Origin of the sequence: Streptomyces shenzhenensis (genome assembly GCF_003688995.1) — a bacterium.
Taxonomy (GTDB): domain Bacteria; phylum Actinomycetota; class Actinomycetes; order Streptomycetales; family Streptomycetaceae; genus Streptomyces; species Streptomyces shenzhenensis_A.
Genome location: NZ_PENI01000041.1, coordinates 70,921 through 87,165, shown reverse-complemented (window position 1 = coordinate 87,165; position 16,245 = coordinate 70,921). Strand labels below are relative to the sequence as shown.

Sequence of the window (16,245 nt, the reverse complement as noted above, 5' to 3'; positions counted from 1 at the left end):
TCTCCCGGAGGAGGACACCTACTGGCCGTCGCTTCCCAGGCCCTGTTCGTGGGCCCAGTGCGTAAGACGGCGGTCGTTCCCGTTCACCGCTGCGGGGCAGTCCCGGATTCCCACCGGGTTCCCTCTTACGACACCCCGCCTGGCGGGCGGGGTGAACCAGCTGCTGCGGTCAGCCTACGGTGCGTCGCCGCGAATGAAAGAGGGTCGTCCATATCCGGAAGGTGACGCGGGGTACACCACAAGCGGAACGCTCACGCGGTGGTGCGGGCCCTTCAGCCCGTGTCGTACAGGCCCTCAGCCTTGGTCGTAGGTGTGGAACCCTCGGCCGGTCTTCCGGCCGAGGAGCCCGGCCTGCACCATCCGCTGGAGCAACGGTGGTGGTGCGTAGAGGGGTTCACGGAACTCGTCGTAGAGCGACTCGGCGATGAAGGCAACGGTGTCCAGGCCGATCAGGTCGGCGAGTCTGAGTGGACCCATGGGGTGGGCGCAGCCGAGTTCCATCCCCGTGTCGATGTCCCGTGCGGTGGCGAAGCCGGATTCCGCCATTCGGATGGCGGAGAGGAGGTAGGGGATGAGCAGGGCGTTGACGACGAAGCCCGACCGGTCCTGGGAGCGGATGACGGTCTTGCCGAGCGTGCGGGCCGCGAAGTCCTCCACCAGGGCTGTCGTGTCGGCCGAGGTGTGGAGCGAGGTCACCACCTCGACCAGCGGCAGCACCGGCACGGGGTTGAAGAAGTGCAGGCCGATCACCCGGTCGGCGCGGGCGGTCGCCATGCCGAGTCGCATGATGGGCAGGGAGGAGGTGTTCGTAGCGAGGACCGCCGCAGGATCCTCGACGATCTTGTCGAGGGCGGCGAAGATCTCGGTCTTGGCGTCCGGGTTCTCGATGACGGCCTCGACGACGAGCTGCCGGTCGGCGAGATCGTCCAGGTTGCCGGTGAAGACGAGCCGGGCGAAAGCAACGTCGGCAGCCTCGCGGCTCAGCTTGCCCCGTCGTACGGCGCGGTCCAGCGAGGCGGCCACGCGGTCTCGGGCGGCGCGGGCGGCGACCGCGTCCACCTCGCAGACCACGGTATCCAGCCCGGCCCTCGCGCATACCTCGGCGATCCCCGCTCCCATCTGCCCGCCGCCGACCACGCCGACGCGTTCGATGACCGCGCTCACGCCTGTACCTCCGGCCTGCGCACGAGATGGCGGGTGTAGGCGTCGGGGGTGAAGAACAGCGGCAACTCGCCTGTCATCGCCGTCCGTTCGAAGAGAGCGCGGATGTCTTTGACTGGCGCCCACGGGTACTGGGCGCCGAGCGCCATGATCTCGTCGTCGAGCAGCTCCATCACTGTCTCGCGCTGGATCACCCGGTGCCGCAGCCACTGCCAGATCTGCACACGGGCTATCTCGGCGGTCGCCGCGTCCTCCATCAGCCCGTCGAGCGCGACCGCGCCCTGGCCGTGCAGCCAGGCGGCGTAGTACCGCAGCGTGACGGAGATATTGGTGCGCACCCCTTCCTGGGTGGGCGGGCCGCTGATCCGGCGCACGGACAGCAGGTCGGCTGGGGTGACCTCGACATCGTCGCGAGTGCGGTCGAGCTGGTGCGGGCGTTCGCCGAGGACGTTGTCGAAGACATCGCGGCAGACGGGGACGAGTGCGGGATGGGCCACCCAGGACCCATCGAAACCGTCCTCCGCCTCCCGCTCCTTGTCCAGCCGGACCTTGGCGAAAGCTGCCTCGTTCGCGCCCGGGTCCTTGCCGGGGACCTGGGCGGCCATCCCGCCGATGGCGTGGGCACCACGCCGGTGACAGGTGCGCACGAGGAGTTCCGTGTACGCCCGCATGAACGGCGCGGTCATCGTCACCTTCGCGCGGTCCGGAAGGAGGAAGTCGGTGCGGTGGCCGAAGGTCTTGATCAGGCTGAACAGGTAGTCCCAGCGGCCGGCGTTCAACCCCGCGCTGTGCTCACGCAGTTCATAGAGGATCTCTTCCATCTCGAACGCGGCGGTGATCGTCTCGATGAGGACGGTGGCGCGGACGGTGCCGCGCGGGATGCCGAGCAGTTCCTGGGCGAGGAGGAAGACGTCGTTCCAGAGCCGGGCCTCGTACCGGTTCTCCAGCTTGGGGAGGTAGAAGTACGGGCCGTACCCGGCGTCGATCTGCCGTTGGGCGCAGTGGAAGAAGCAGAGGCCGAAGTCGACGAGCGCGGCGGGCACCGGGCAGCCGTCGTACGCCAGGTGCTCCTCATCCAGGTGCCAGCCACGTGGGCGAACCATGATGGTGGCGAGCCGGTCGCCGAGCCGGTACTCCTTGCCCTCCTGCGTCGTGAAGTCGATGCGCCGCTCGATGGCGTCGAGCAGGTTGAGCTGGCCGCCGACGACGTTGTCCCACAGGGGCGCGGTGGCGTCCTCGAAGTCCGCCATCCACACCTTGGCTCCGGAGTTGAGCGCGTTGACGGTCATACGGCGGTCGGGCGGGCCAGTGATCTCCACGCGCCGGTCGGTCAGGCCGGGCACGGGCGACGCCACCCGCCAGGCGGGGTCGTTGCGCACGGCGGAGGTGACCATGGGGAAGTCGAGCGGAGAGCCCGACGCCAGTCGCAGAGCCTGTCGGCGGCGTTCCTTCATCAGATCCCGTCGACGCGACGCGAATTCCGCGACGAGTCGGCCGACGAAGTCCAGAGCGGCCGGGGTGAGGATCTCGTCGTGCCGGTGCCCGGGTGCAGCGAGGACACGGACCTGCTGGGTGAGTGCAGTGATGGCCATCGGGCTCTCCTGAGGGGTGGGAGCGGAGAGGGCGGATTCGGTTCGTCCCTCTCCGCCGGCCGAGGCCGGCCGGACCGCCTGGCCCGGCTCGGCGGCCTAGTGGAACTGCTCTTCCTCCGTGGACCCGGCCAGGGCCGTGGTGGAGGAGGTGGGATTGACGGCGGTGGAGACCAGGTCGAAGTAGCCGGTGCCGACCTCGCGCTGGTGCCTGACGGCGGTGAAGCCGTGCGCCTGCGCCGCGAACTCCCGCTCCTGGAGGTCGACATAGGCGGTCATGCCGTGCTCGGCGTAGCCGCGTGCGAGGTCGAACATGCCGTGGTTGAGGGAGTGGAACCCGGCCAGGGTGATGAACTGGAAGCGGTAGCCCATCGCGCCGAGTTCCCGCTGGAACTTGGCGATCTGGTCGTCGTCCAGCGCAGCCTTCCAGTTGAAGGACGGCGAGCAGTTGTAGGCGAGCAGCTGGTCCGGGTACCGGGCGTGGACGGCCTCGGCGAACTCGCGGGCCTGCGCCAGGTCCGGTGTGCCGGTCTCCACCCAGATCAGGTCGGCGTACGGGGCGTAGGCCAGGCCGCGTGCGATGACCGGCGCCATGCCGTTCCGCACCCGGTAGAAGCCCTCCGCGGTGCGCTCACCGGTGACGAACTCGGCGTCGCGCTCGTCGATGTCGGTGGTGAGGAGGTTGGCGGCGAGGGCGTCGGTGCGGGCGATGACGACGGTCGGGACATCGTCGATGTCGGCGGCGAGACGGGCCGCGTTGAGTGTGCGGATGTGCTGCGAGGTCGGGACGAGGACCTTGCCGCCGAGGTGGCCGCACTTCTTCTCCGAGGCCAGCTGGTCCTCGTAGTGGATGCCCGCCGCACCGGCCGCGATCATCGCCTTGGTCAGCTCGAAGGCGTTCAGCGGTCCGCCGAACCCGGCCTCCGCGTCCGCGACGATCGGGGCGAGCCAGTCAGTGGTGTCACCGGCTTCCTCGGCGATGGCGATCTGGTCGGCGCGCAGCAGCGCGTTGTTGATCCGGCGGACCACCTGGGGAACAGAGTTCGCGGGGTAGAGGCTCTGGTCGGGGTAGGTGTGACCGGCCTGGTTGGCGTCGGCGGCGACCTGCCAGCCGGACAGGTAGATGGCCTGCAGGCCCGCCTTCACCTGCTGGACGGCCTGCCCGCCGGTCAGCGCGCCGAGCGCGTGGATGTAGTCCTGCTCGTGCAACTGGCGCCACAGCCGCTCGGCGCCGCGCCGGGCGAGGGTGTGCTCCTCGCGGACACTGCCGGACAGGCGGACCACGTCCTCAGCGGTGTACGTCCGTTCGATGCCCTGCCACCGGGGTTCGGTGGCCCAGCGGCGCGTCAGTTCCTCGGCTGCCTGTGTCCTCGCTTCTGACATGACTGTCACCGTTTCCTCAGTCTGTGCTGGCTGCCAATTCCGCTGTCCGGATGAACAGAGATGGCACTGCGTGTCGTATCGCTGGGGATGCCCGCCGTCACTGGGAGGTGGAGCTGGGCAATGTCGCCGGTGCAGATCTCTGCCGCCGCCAGATTTCCGACGTCAGGGCAGGAATCGTGCCCCGGTTCCGGGCTGTGCCTGCCGGGTCCGGCGGGCCGCACTACGAGTCTGGCACTGGCACTGAGTGCCATCAAGCGGGGATGTGTGCCAACCTTTGCGAATCTTCCCGTTGGTTTTTGCCAATCTTGCGAAGACTCGGAGGGAGGATTGTTCCTTTACGCTGACTGGATCGGGTCCCTGGTGTGGAGGAGCGGTTCGGTGAGCAAGACGTACGCGGGTGCGCGGCTACGGCGGCTGCGCGAGGAGCGCCGAATGAGTCAGGCGGACCTCGCCCGCGTGCTCGGCATCTCCCCGAGCTACCTCAACCAGATGGAGCACGACTCCCGCCCGCTCACCGTGCCCGTCCTGCTCCGGCTGACTGAGGCGTTCGGCGTGGACCCGGGGTTCTTCTCCGAGCGTGACACCACACGCCTGCTGGCCGATCTCCGTGAGGCACTCGCCGGGGAGATCGCCGAGTCCCGGGTGTCCGCAGCCGACCTCGGTGACCTGGCGGCCCGGCTGCCCGGCGTCGCCAAGATCCTTCTCGATCTCGGCCGCCGCAACCAGCAGCTGTCCGAGCGTCTGGCCGGGGCGGCGGACGGCCGGGGCCGTGATCGGGGAACCACCTCCTCGCCCCACGAGGAGATCCGCGACTTCTTCTACCGCCGCCAGAACTACCTCCACGACACCGACCTCTCAGCCGAACGCCTTGCCGGTGAGATCGGCGTCAGGCCGGGAGAGGTGATCGGGGTCCTCACCGCGAGACTCGCCAAGGCACACGGCGTTCACCTGGCCGCCGAGCCCGGCGCACGACTGCACCGTTACGACGACAGAAGCCGCACCCTTCACCTGTCCTCGCGGCTACGGCCCGGTCAGCGCGCATTCCGCATGGCGACCCAACTGGCCCTGCTCGAAGACGGCGAGGACCTCGACCGGCTGGTCACCGAGGACTTCCCACCTGGATCGCCCACCCACGCGCTCGCCCGTATCGGCGTCGCCAACTACTTCGCCGCCGCCCTGATCCTGCCCTACGCCGCCTTTCATGCGGCGGCCGAGGAAGCGCGCTACGACATCGAGCGTCTCACCGATCACTTCGGTCTCGGCTACGAGCCCATCTGTCATCGGTTGAGCACCCTTCAGCGGCCGAGGCTCCGCGGGGTGCCGTTCTCCTTCGTACGCGTCGACCGTGCCGGCAACCTGTCCAAACGCCAGTCCGCGAGCGGCTTCCACTTCTCACGGGCCGGCGGCACGTGCCCCCTGTGGAACGTCTACGAGGCGTTCGCCGCCCCCGGCCGCATCCACGTCCAGGTTGCCGAAATGCCTGACGGACAGCGGTATTTGTGGACCGCGCGAGCCGTCACTCGACACCGTGGCGGCTGGGGCGAACCCGGCAAGACCTACGCCATCGGCCTCGGCTGCGAGATCCGCCACGCTCACCGGCTCGTCTACTCCGACGGCCTCGACCTGGCCAATCCATCCGCCGCCACTCCCATCGGCATGGGCTGTCGCGTCTGTGAGCGCCTCGACTGCTCCCAGCGGGCCGCACCACCACTCGGCCGTTCGCTGCTCATCGACCAGAACAGCAGCACCTTCGTGCCCTACCCGGTCGAGAACGACCAGACCGCCGGCTGACCTCGGCGGCGGTCTCTTGGGCCGCCTACCGGACTGATCGAGAACCTGTCGCCTCGACTGTCCTCAACGCGGCTTCGACACGAACCGCGTCGGCGGTGGCCCGGACCTTGTGCACCCTGACGGCCCAGGCACCCTGAGAGGCGGCGATCGCCGAGACTGCCGCGGTGGCCGCGTCCCCCGCACGCGGCGGACAAGGCTCTCCCATGGCAGGGTCGGCCGGCAGCGTGCCCAGGAACCGCTTGCGTGAGGCCGCGACCAGGACAGGGTGCCCCAGATGGTGCCAGGCATCGAGCCCGGCCAGCAGAGCCCAGTCGCCCGCACGTGACTTGGCGAAGCCCAGGCCTGGATCGACGATCAACTGCGCGGGATCGATGCCGCCCGCGATCATGGTCTCCATCTGGCGTTCCATCTCACCCACGACCTCCCTCACCATGTCCCCGTAGGTGGCCAGGCCGTCCATGCCGGCCGACTGTCCGCGCCAGTGCATGACGACGTACGGGACACCCGTCCGCGCCGCGACCTTCACCATGCCGGGATCCGCGCGACCGCCACTGACGTCGTTGATGATCCGCGCTCCCGCACCCACGGCGGCCTCGGCCACGTCGGCGCGCATGGTGTCCACGCTGACGAGCACGCCTTCCTCCGCCAGGCCCCGGACCACGGGAAGCACCCGCCTCAACTCCTCCTCCCGGGTGATCCGCACGGCCCCCGGACGGGTCGACTCACCGCCGACGTCAACGATGTCGGCCCCGTGGCCGACCAGCGCAAGGCCGTGCGCCACGGCCCGGTCGGCATCGAGCCGGAGCCCTCCGTCGGAGAAGGAATCCGGAGTGACGTTGACGATGCCCATCACGCCGCAACGACCCCATTCGGGCACGCCTGGCAGTCGGTGTCGGTACGCGTTCATAGACACATTGTGGTCTCACAGGCGGGCCTCCCGACCGGACCGGACGGACCGGAGCACACCGTGCCCGGGCCGGGTATCAGCACGTGGACGACGTTTCGAAGGACGTCGACCGGACGCTAACGTGCGTTCATGGCCCTCGGCATCCCCTCCACCCGACCGGACCGCGCGGCGACCATCCGCGAACTCCTCGCCTCAGGGCACAGGTCCTACTCCTTCGAGTTCATGCCCCCGCGCAGCGCCGAAGCCGAGGCCGGGCTGTGGACGGCGATCCGGAGGCTGGAGGCGCTTTCGCCGACCTTCGTCTCCGTGACCTACGGCGCCGGCGGTTCGACGCGCGGCCGAACCGTCAACGTCACCGGTCGCATCGCCCAGGAGACCACCCTCACCCCCGTCGCCCACCTCACGGCGGTCGACCACAGTGTCGCCGAGCTGCGCAACATCCTCGGCCACTACGCCGACCAAGGCGTCCGCAACATCCTGGCGCTGCGCGGTGACCCGCCCGGCGACCCGCTCGGGCCCTGGATCAAGCACCCTGAGGGGATCGAGTACGCGGCCGACCTCGTCCGTCTGATCAAGGAGTCCGGTGACTTCTGCGTCGGCGTCGCGGCCTTTCCCGAGATGCATCCACGCTCGACCGACTGGGAGAGCGAGATCCGGCACTTCGTGGACAAGTGCAGGGCCGGGGCCGACTACGCGATCACCCAGATGTTCTTCGACGCCGAGACCTACCTGCGCTTGCGCGACCGGGTGGCGGACGCCGGGTGCGCCACGCCGATCATCCCGGAGATCATGCCGGTCACCACGATCCGCTCACTGCGCCGCATCCCCAGTCTCAGCACCGCCGCGTTCCCGCCGCGGCTCGCCGAGAGGATGCTCGCGGTCGAGGACAATCCGAAGGCGGTCAGAGCACTCGGCGTCGAGCACGCCACCGAGATGTGCCGCCGCCTGCTCGAAGAGGAAGCCCCCGGTCTCCACTTCATGACCATGAACTACTCCCGGGTCACGACGGAGATCTACCGCACTCTCGGTCTGCAGCCGTGCTGAGCGGCACAGGTCGAGGCCGGGTGGCCCGCCGTGTGCCGTCGGGCGGGCCGCAACTGGCCCATGCCCGGACGGGCCGATCGGCTCTGACGTGTGCTCGGGCACACACCTGATGGAACGCGTCCGAATACCTGGCCATGCATGTACCGTGCTGGATTCGTGCTGGACGCCGACGGATCGCGCGGGCGCCACGGGCACGCGTGCCGTGCGGCAGAGGCAGGTAGCCCAGGACGCCGAACCTCCAGCACACGTTCTTCACATGATCAATGCCCGTTGCGGAAACAAGTCTCTGCTTGCCCGATGTCGTCGACCTCCGATGCGATAACGGGGGGCGGTCGGTTTGAAGTTGTTCCGTACAGACACAACGAAAAGCGGCGTGACTGAGGTCATGCCGCGTCTTGCTGAGGTTGAGGCAGATGTGCAGGGCCTCGTCGAGGCGCACATGGAGACGCTGCTGGGGTTCCCCGGGGCCTGGCCCACGTCCACGCCACACCGTGCCCCGGGCCGTACCACTCACACACCACCCACGCCGCCGGCGAATCACCGCGCTGATCGCTCCCGCTGAACCGCGAGCCCCAGCTTCCCGTTCCACGCGCACCCGTCTACACACCCCGTCGGCAGGAGTCCCTTCGTGTCACCCGACTCACTCAGCACTCTCGACCCCGCTCAGTCCGTCACACTTCTTCCCCGTCACCTCGCGGGACCGGGCGTGAGTCCCGGTGCTGCGTGGCCCTTCCCCTTCGACGAGGGCTGGTCCTTGCACCAGGCCTTCGCCGCCAGCCCCTGTCTGCGGGCGTGGACCCGCCTCGTCCAGGAGGCGACCAGCCCCGCCAGAGGACATGGGCGATCGGCGCGAACCGCGCGGCGTTCGGACCGATCGCCTGGCAGATCACCTTCGACGCCACCACCCCCGTCGAACTGCTGCCGACGTCCACGCCGAACTCCTCGATCCCTACCTGGACGACCGGCACAGCGACCGGGACCGGCTCTTCGAGAACGCGATCGGGCCCTGCGCGACCTCGGTTTGGGGACGTCGACCTGCGCGTTCGGTTCCATCATCGTCCACTGCCATCCGGGATGGTCCCGGTGAGAATGCCTCATTTGCCGCCTGTTTGGCCCCCAGAACTTCCCTCCGGCATGCGCTTCTTCTGCTGGGCAGAGCAGGGAGGCCCCACTGGATGGTGATGGGTGTCGTGCATCCGGACAATCGCATCAGCCACTATGGACGGCGACTCCCGACGTGTACCGCTTGGAAAAGGCTCAGTAGCTGAACTGGCATGCGACGAGCCGGTGTTGTAGTTCTGGGCATACTCGTGGCCAGTCCCCGCTGTTCCCCATGGTTGCCCGCACGATCCGGCACGCGAGTGGCACGACCCGTTCGCTCCGAAGCGCCCTGGACAGAAGTTCAGCGTTGGAGGTCTGGGCCTCACCCGCGCTGCTCGGTGACGTCCGTCAGAGCAACCCGCGACGGCGGAGAGCGTGTCCTCGCGAGCGGCCACTACCCGGGGTGCCGCAGCGACAATGCGACCACCGCGATCAGGGTCACCAAGCACAGGGCACAAATGACCCAGACCATTGCGAACCGGTCGGGTTTGATCTCGACGCCTGGGTTCTGCTGCCTTGCGGCATCGTCCTTGAAAATGCGGCCGCGGACCGGGAAGAAAGCGACAGGTATGACGGCGAACGTAAGGCTGTACAGGAACAGGATCTCCGACGCCGGGTCCGGCCGAAGCAGGTTCACCCCCAGGAGAATGGCCATCAGCACGGGGACTAGGAAGTAGGCCTTCCACTGATCCCGCCTGCGCTGTTCTGCCAGAGCGTCCCGTACATCGTCCGGGACCTTCACCCCAACAAACAGCATCCGCATCGCGACGATGAACCACGCCGACGCAGCGACGGCAATCACCCACCAACCCGACTCTGGAATCGAAAAGAGCACCTTCGTCGTCCCCTCCCCATCGAGGAATGACCCAGCGGCTACGGTGCGAAGCTGCCGTCGCCGGGAAACGGCGGCACACGGGCCTCCCCCGAACCTTGTACTTCACCCACCGATGCAGAATTTTCGCTCTGACCGTGCCAGATAACACTGCCGGAACCAGGCAGTCTTCACTGCTTCTTGTTGCCGTTCGAGCCGTGAAGCTGACCACCCAACCACGGCATATCCCTGCTCTGGCATCAGGTGGCTGTTTGCGCACGTGGCACGGGCGCCGACCGGGCTGGAGCGGGGCGGAGACAAGAGCGCAGGCCCCGCCGGGGGGTCGAGCCGTCTTGATGAAGCAGGGAAAGCCCTACGCCGCTGGGGTGATCCGCTTCCCCGCGGACGGTGTAGCGCGCCCGGACCTTACGTCCCGAGCCATGCCCACGCGACGGCGCGGCGCGGTGTCCACGATCAAGGGGAAGGTTCAGTTCGCGCGCTTCCTCACCCAGCAGTTGCGGCGGCATCGCCGCGAGATGGGGTCCCGTTGGCGGTGTCTGAGCGCCGGCCGTCAGGCCCTGCTCACGCCCGCCCATCTGCGGGTCGGTCACACGTATGCCCAACTCGCAGCATGGTTCGCCGGGCACCACGACGGCCTACTGCTGTGTCACCGAGGCTGTCGAACTCCTGGCCGTCCACGCCCCCAGCCTGGCCGGCACGGTACGGACCCCGATCACGCGACACTTCGACACCAGGGCCTCTTGCTTCTCGCTGGATTCGACAACCGCGAGCTACCGAGAGGCCCTTCCTTCATGCACCCGCACCATTCGACTCACCCGAACCGGTGCCCCGTTCGAACCTGATCGACTCCACGAGCGGACAGCGAACAGCCAGTCAGCGTGTGACGCCGAGCGCCGTCTCCTCCGGCCGGTCCGCGTCCTCGGCGTCGCCGGAATCGAGGCGCAGGTGCTCGATGTGGTAGGCGGCCTGGTCCAGGAGTTCGGTGACCCCAGGTCACTGCACCGGCAGGGGGTGGGCCGGGGGTCGGGGCGCTCCCGATGGTTCGTCCGGACAGACGTGTCTGGTTTGCGGCTCTTTTGGGATTTGGTGATGATCGTTGTCTCGTGGCCCGCAGCGTCGTGGCGGTTTGGACGTGTCCGCGTGGAGTTGCGCTGGCGAGTGCAGTGCTGTTGCTGGACGAGTGAGAGCAGGAGTTGCCGGTGCCACCGTGGAGCGGGATTCCTCTTTCCTGGCTGGGCGTGGTTTTCCGCCCGGCTCCGGCGGTGTTCACCGCGCCTGTCGGTATGGCCGCCTTGGTTGCCGGACAGGCGCGGGCCGTGTTGGACGATGCGGGGCAGAAGGGGCGGCGTGCGCTGGGCGGTGTGGTCGTGGGTGTGCCGGCCGGACTTGCTGAAGCGGTGAGCGTGCTGCTGGACGTGGGTGAGGACCGCGGGCACCGACGGGTGTGGGCCCGTTCGGGCAGGGCGCACATCGAGGTGCGCGGACTGGATGGGCGCGGGGAGCGGCATGAGCGGCTGGCTCGCGAGGTGACCGGTGCGCTGCGTGGGGTTGAGGGTGTGGCGTGGGCGGAGGTGAACGCGGCACTGGGGCAGGTGGTCGTCGGTGCCGAAGAGGACTGTCTGGATGTGGACGCGCTGCTGGAGATGGTGGAGAGCGTGGAGGAGGCGCACGGCTGCGGTGGGGAGCCGTTCGCGGGTGATCGTCCGTATCCGCCGTTCGACACCGTCCCAGCCGTGCTGGCCGGGACGTCGCTGGTTGCGGATTCTGTGGGGCTGTTGGTGGCAGTGGTTCGCCGGGTGACGCCGCTTCCCGTGTTCTCTGCGTTGCTGCGGGTCCCCGTGGTCGTGGCCGAGACCCAGCCGCGGGTGCGCGGCATGCTGGAGGGCCGCCTGGGGCTGGGGCATGCCGAGATGGTGCTCGGGGTGTGCCACGCGGGTGCACATGCTGCGACGGCGGGTATCGCACCGCTGGTCCTGGACGGGGTGCAGCGCGTGTGGCAGCTGGCGGAGATCCGTGCCCGGCAGGCGGCGTGGTACCGGCTGGAGAGGCAACTGGTCGGGGTGGCGGGGGATGGGCTGCCGGGACGGGCCCCGGAGCGGCGGCCCCGGCCGGTGCCGCTGCCGGCCGGGCCGGTGGAGAAGTGCGGAGAACGAACCTCGCTGGCCTCCCTGCTGGGCGCGGCAGGCGTGGCGGCGTGGGCCCGCAGCCCGGAGGCCGCCGTGCAGGCGATCCTGGCCACGGTGCCGAAGGCCGCGGGTATGGGGCGGGAGGCGTTCTGCACGCAGTTGGGCCGAGACCTGGCCCGGGACGGTGTGGTCCCGATGAACGGGGCGGCCCTGCGGCTGCTGGACCGGGTTTCTGCCATGGTGATCGACTCGGAGGTCTTGTGTACGGCTCGCCCGAGGCTGCTGTCAGTGGCTGCCGCGGGCGGCCTCGATGAGGCCGCTGTGTGGGCCGCCGCGCAGACGTTGCTGGCAGACCTGCCGCTGCGTCGGCTGTGCGGCCCCGGCCCGTGGAACGACGTCGAGGGCTGGCGGCTGGAACGCTCGGCGGACGTGCTTCAGGCCCGGCCGGACACCGCCTCGGGGCTGCCGCTGGACCTGCGTGCCCCGGACGGCCGGTACGCGGGCCGGGTCCTGGTGGGCTGCGACCTCGACCCGCTGGCCGATGCCGTCGTGACCGCGGCCCGTTCCGCCGGCCGCCGTCTGCTCCTCACCGAACACGTCTCCGCTGCCGAACTGCTCCCGTGGGCCGACCTGACCGTGCCGTTTTCCACGCCGCTGGACGAGCAGGTACGGCGCCTGCAGCAGGACGGGCAGGTGGTTTTGCTGATCGGTACGGCCGACGACCGTGCGCTGGCCGCCGCTGACATCGGCGTTGCCGTACTGCCCTTCCCCGGAACTGCTCCTGGCGGGGCACCGGGGGCGTGGTGGTCTGCGGATCTGGTCTGCAGCGGTGGGACGGCGCAGGTCTGGCGGATCCTGTCCGCGGTCGGCGACGCCTGCCAGGTCAGCAGCAAATCGGCTCACCTGTCGATGGGCGGGTCCACCTTGGGAGCGCTGATCGCGGCTGTTGGTGCCCGCCACTCGGTGGGCGGGCTGACGACATCCCCGGTGTACGGTGCGGCCTTCCTCGCTCAGTTCGGCGGCATCAGGTCCGCCCGCCGCCTGGCGTGCCGCCCCTTGCCCCCGGCCCGTGTCCGCGGCGCCTGGCACGCCCTCGGGGCCCGCGAGACCCTCCGCGTCCTGACGAGCCTCGACAAGGCAACGGCCGGACCGCCCGCCGCTGACCCAGCCGCCGGGATCGCCCGTCTCCTTGCCGGTGCCGGACGTGCCGCGGCCGTTGCCGTCGGGCTGGCTCCGCTGACCCGGTGGACGGGGCAGATGCTGAGCGCGGTACGCGCAGAACTCCAGGACCCTCTCACACCTGTGCTGGCGCTGGGCGCGACCGCTTCCGCGGCTGTGGGGTCGAGCATCGATGCGGCGCTGGTGGGAGGTGTCATGGCCGGCAATGCCGTCGTGGGCGGCGCACAGCGGCTGCACGCCGAGCGTGCCCTGGCCGGTCTTGTGCTCACCCAGGACATCCGCGCTCGGCGGGTGGTGTGGACACCGTCCCCCGTCGGGGAAGGGCTGTCGGCCAAGCCGCTGTCGGACCGGGTGAGGTTCTTCGCCGGACTGGAGACGGCCGCGGTGCACAGCGTCGCCGCGCAGGAACTGGGGGTCGGGGACGTGATCGCGCTGGGTCCCTCGGACGTCGTCCCCGCGGACGCCCGGCTGCTGGTGAGCGACCGCCTGGAGATCGACGAGGCGGCCCTGACCGGCGAGCCCGTACCCGTGGCCAAGGATCCGGCGGCCACCCCCGGGGCGGAACTGGCCGAGCGGTCCTGCATGGTCTACGAAGGCTGCACGGTGCTGTCGGGCACCGGCTACGCGGTGGTCGTGGCCACCGGAGCGCAGTCCGAGGCCGGGCGCGCCGCCGACATGGCCGGCCACGCGGCCACCCCGCCCGGCATCGAAGGCCATCTGGCCGCCCTGACCAGGACGGTGCTGCCCGCCGTCGGTATCGGCGGCGCCGCGGTCACTGTCCTGGGGCTGATGCGGGGCGTGCCGGTCCGCGAGGCTCTGGCATCCGGTGTGGCCGTCGCGGTCGCCGCCGTTCCCGAGGGCCTGCCGCTCGTCGCCACCATGGCCCAGTCCGCCGCCGCCCGCCGTCTGGCCCGCCACGGCGTCCTGACTCGCTCTGCCCGCGTCCTGGAAGCCCTCGGCCGCGTCGACGTGGTCTGTTTCGACAAGACCGGCACCCTCACCGAGGGCCGCCTGACCGTCACCCGTCTGGCCACACCCGACCACGATGTCCTCGTCGACAGCCCCGCCGGGCAAAGCCTCCTGCGCACCGCCGCACGAGCTTGCCCCCAACTCACCGACGGAGGGCCTCTCGCACACGCCACCGACCAGGCCGTCGTCGACGCCGCCACCGCACAGTGCCCTCCGGACCACGCCTGGCAACCCGGCGCCGAGCTCCCCTTCGAAGCCAGCCGCGGGTACTCCGCGTCCCTGGGCACCGACGCGGGGCAGCCCTGCCTCGCCGTCAAGGGCGCCCCCGAGACCGTCGTCGCTCACTGCACCACCACCCTGGGCCCCATCCAGGACGGTCCCGCCGGTATCGTCCAACTCGACCCGACCCGGCAGCAGGCCGTGCACCGCCTCGTACGGCGCCTCGCAGGCGACGGTCTGAGGGTCCTGGCCGTCGCGCAGGGCACGCCTGCCACCGCGACGCATCCCGCCGATCAGCTGGCCGAACTGGTCGGTCGACTGACTCTGCTGGGCTTCCTGGCGATCGCCGACACTCCCCGGCCCGGGGCGGCCGATACCGTCAAACGCCTCACCGAGGCGGGTGTGCGGGTCGTCATGATCACTGGTGATCACCCCGCCACTGCTGCGGCCGTCGCCTGCGACCTGGGCATCCCACAAGCTGACAGTGTCTTGACCGGGGCCTGCCTCGATGCCCTGCCCGAACCGGAACGCATCCAGACGATCGACAGGACCTCGGTCTTCGCCCGGGTCTCCCCCGAGCACAAGGTCCGCATCGTCCAGGCCATGCAGCAGAGCGGGCACGTCGTCGCCATGACCGGCGACGGGATCAACGACGCCGCCGCCATCCGCCTGGCGGACGTCGGCATCGGTCTGGCCGCCCACGGTTCCACCTCCGCTCGCGCTGCGGCCGACCTCGTCCTCACCGACCCCAATCCCACCCGCATCCTCGACGCCGTCCACGAAGGCCACGCTCTGTGGCGCAGTGTCCGTGACGCGGTCGCCATCCTCATCGGCGGCAACGCCGGCGAAGTAGCCTTCACTGTGCTCGGCACCGCCCTGTCCGGCCGGGCCCCACTCGGCACCCGCCAACTGCTCCTGGTCAACCTCCTGACCGACATGCTGCCCGCCCTCGCCGTCGCACTCTCTCCCGCGCGCACCCCCCAGTCCGGCGGTGCCTCCCTCGCCTCCGGACCGACGCCCACGCTCCTGGGACCAGACCTCGCGCGCCTCCTTGCCATCCGTGGCGCCGCCACCACACTCGGCGCCTTCAGCGCCTGGCAGATCGGGCGCCGCACCGGCCTGCCACGCCGCGCCGGCACCATGGGCTTGGCCGCCCTGATCACCACCCAGCTCGGCCAGACCCTCATCACCGACTGGCACAGTCCCCTCGTGCTGGCCACCGCAGCGCTCTCCGCCGCCACCCTGATCACCGTCGTCCAGACCCCTGGCCTCAGCCACTTCTTCGGCTGCCACCCCCTCGGCCCCGTCGCATGGACCACGGTCACCGCCTGCGCCACCACCGCCACCCTCGCAGCGGCCGTCAGCCCTCGCTTCCTACCGGGCCTGAACCCCAAGCCCTCCGTAAACGACACCGCCACGGACGGCCGGCGGGCCCGGCCGAATCCCCTCCTGAACCCACAGACCGACGGCCCATGATCCAGGAGGCGGTCTTGCGGACTCGGAATGTCGAGCCCGGACCGGCTCGGGGGTACCTGCTCGAAGAGCGGCGAGGCGTGCGATCGCATCGATTGGGCAGCGCCCCCGTGCTGCGCAGCATGTCGTCTGCCCCGCCCGTCTGCCGCGCGGCGCGAATCGATGTGGACAGGCAGGTGTCGAGGAGCGATGACGCCGCCGGAACGGGAAGGTGCGATGTCGCACGATGTGAGGGCCCACCAATGGTCGCCGGCCTCCTTCTCTCACGATGGGCGGCTGATCGAGGCGGTCCCGCGGATCGCGGTCCGGATCTGAACATGTTGCATCGGCACTTCCCCGGTCCCGGCCCGGGGGAGATCACCGACCACCTGGTCACCGGTGCGATGCGGGGCACCGAGGCCGTCGGAGCGGGCGTCGGGTCTGCCGCGGCACGAAACCGGCCTCCACTGTCGGTCTCATGCTCGGCGTCCG

Annotated in this window: 9 protein-coding genes, 2 pseudogenes and 1 riboswitch; of the genes and pseudogenes, 6 read left to right on the top strand and 5 right to left on the bottom strand. The window is 69.8% G+C overall.

What is annotated here, in order from left to right:
- Positions 1–176: riboswitch (cobalamin riboswitch) on the bottom strand. This riboswitch is flagged as partial in the annotation.
- A 118-nt stretch (positions 177–294) separates the two neighbouring features.
- The 3 genes from CTZ28_RS40135 to aceA all read right to left on the bottom strand — a co-directional run bounded on the left by CTZ28_RS40135 (position 295) and on the right by aceA (position 4,133).
- Positions 295–1,164, bottom strand: a complete 870-nt coding sequence (locus CTZ28_RS40135; protein ID WP_121894696.1) for a 3-hydroxybutyryl-CoA dehydrogenase — start codon at positions 1,162–1,164, stop codon at positions 295–297.
- Positions 1,161–2,753, bottom strand: a complete 1,593-nt coding sequence (gene aceB / locus CTZ28_RS40130) for a malate synthase A (protein ID WP_121894695.1) — start codon at positions 2,751–2,753, stop codon at positions 1,161–1,163. The genes CTZ28_RS40135 and aceB overlap by 4 nt, the downstream gene beginning before the upstream one ends.
- A gap of 96 nt (positions 2,754–2,849) precedes the next feature.
- The gene (aceA, locus tag CTZ28_RS40125; protein ID WP_121894694.1) at positions 2,850–4,133 is read right to left on the bottom strand and encodes an isocitrate lyase; all 1,284 of its coding nucleotides are present in this window, start codon (positions 4,131–4,133) and stop codon (positions 2,850–2,852) included.
- Between the two features lie 378 nt (positions 4,134–4,511).
- On the opposite strand from aceA, the gene CTZ28_RS40120 reads away from it, so the two are divergent.
- On the top strand, positions 4,512–5,924 hold the full coding sequence (locus CTZ28_RS40120; protein WP_121894693.1) for a short-chain fatty acyl-CoA regulator family protein: 1,413 nt from the start codon (positions 4,512–4,514) through the stop codon (positions 5,922–5,924).
- Between the two features lie 25 nt (positions 5,925–5,949).
- Here CTZ28_RS40120 and folP read toward each other — a convergent pair whose 3' ends face one another.
- Positions 5,950–6,831, bottom strand: a complete 882-nt coding sequence (gene folP / locus CTZ28_RS40115; RefSeq protein ID WP_259472036.1) for a dihydropteroate synthase — start codon at positions 6,829–6,831, stop codon at positions 5,950–5,952.
- A 129-nt stretch (positions 6,832–6,960) separates the two neighbouring features.
- On the opposite strand from folP, the gene metF reads away from it, so the two are divergent.
- The 3 genes and pseudogenes from metF (at position 6,961) to CTZ28_RS49040 (ending at position 9,057) form a co-directional block, all read left to right on the top strand.
- Positions 6,961–7,875 carry a methylenetetrahydrofolate reductase [NAD(P)H] gene (gene metF, locus CTZ28_RS40110; RefSeq protein ID WP_121894691.1) on the top strand — a complete coding sequence of 305 codons (915 nt, stop codon included), beginning with the start codon at positions 6,961–6,963 and terminating at the stop codon, positions 7,873–7,875.
- A gap of 263 nt (positions 7,876–8,138) precedes the next feature.
- Positions 8,139–8,332, top strand: a pseudogene (locus CTZ28_RS49805) (DUF5655 domain-containing protein); the annotation flags it as partial.
- 266 nt (positions 8,333–8,598) lie between these two features.
- Positions 8,599–9,057: a DUF317 domain-containing protein gene (locus tag CTZ28_RS49040; RefSeq protein WP_310887651.1), complete on the top strand. Its 459-nt coding sequence runs from the start codon at positions 8,599–8,601 to the stop codon at positions 9,055–9,057.
- A 313-nt stretch (positions 9,058–9,370) separates the two neighbouring features.
- Here CTZ28_RS49040 and CTZ28_RS40095 read toward each other — a convergent pair whose 3' ends face one another.
- Positions 9,371–9,811: a hypothetical protein gene (locus CTZ28_RS40095; protein WP_147481269.1), complete on the bottom strand. Its 441-nt coding sequence runs from the start codon at positions 9,809–9,811 to the stop codon at positions 9,371–9,373.
- Positions 9,812–10,227: 416 nt separating this feature from the next.
- Here CTZ28_RS40095 and CTZ28_RS49035 point away from each other — a divergent pair.
- Both CTZ28_RS49035 and CTZ28_RS40080 read left to right on the top strand, forming a co-directional pair.
- Positions 10,228–10,534: pseudogene (locus tag CTZ28_RS49035) on the top strand (transposase family protein); the annotation flags it as partial.
- Positions 10,535–11,124: 590 nt separating this feature from the next.
- The gene (locus CTZ28_RS40080) at positions 11,125–15,777 is read left to right on the top strand and encodes a cation-translocating P-type ATPase (RefSeq protein WP_259472034.1); all 4,653 of its coding nucleotides are present in this window, start codon (positions 11,125–11,127) and stop codon (positions 15,775–15,777) included.
- Positions 15,778–16,245: the final 468 nt, after the last annotated feature.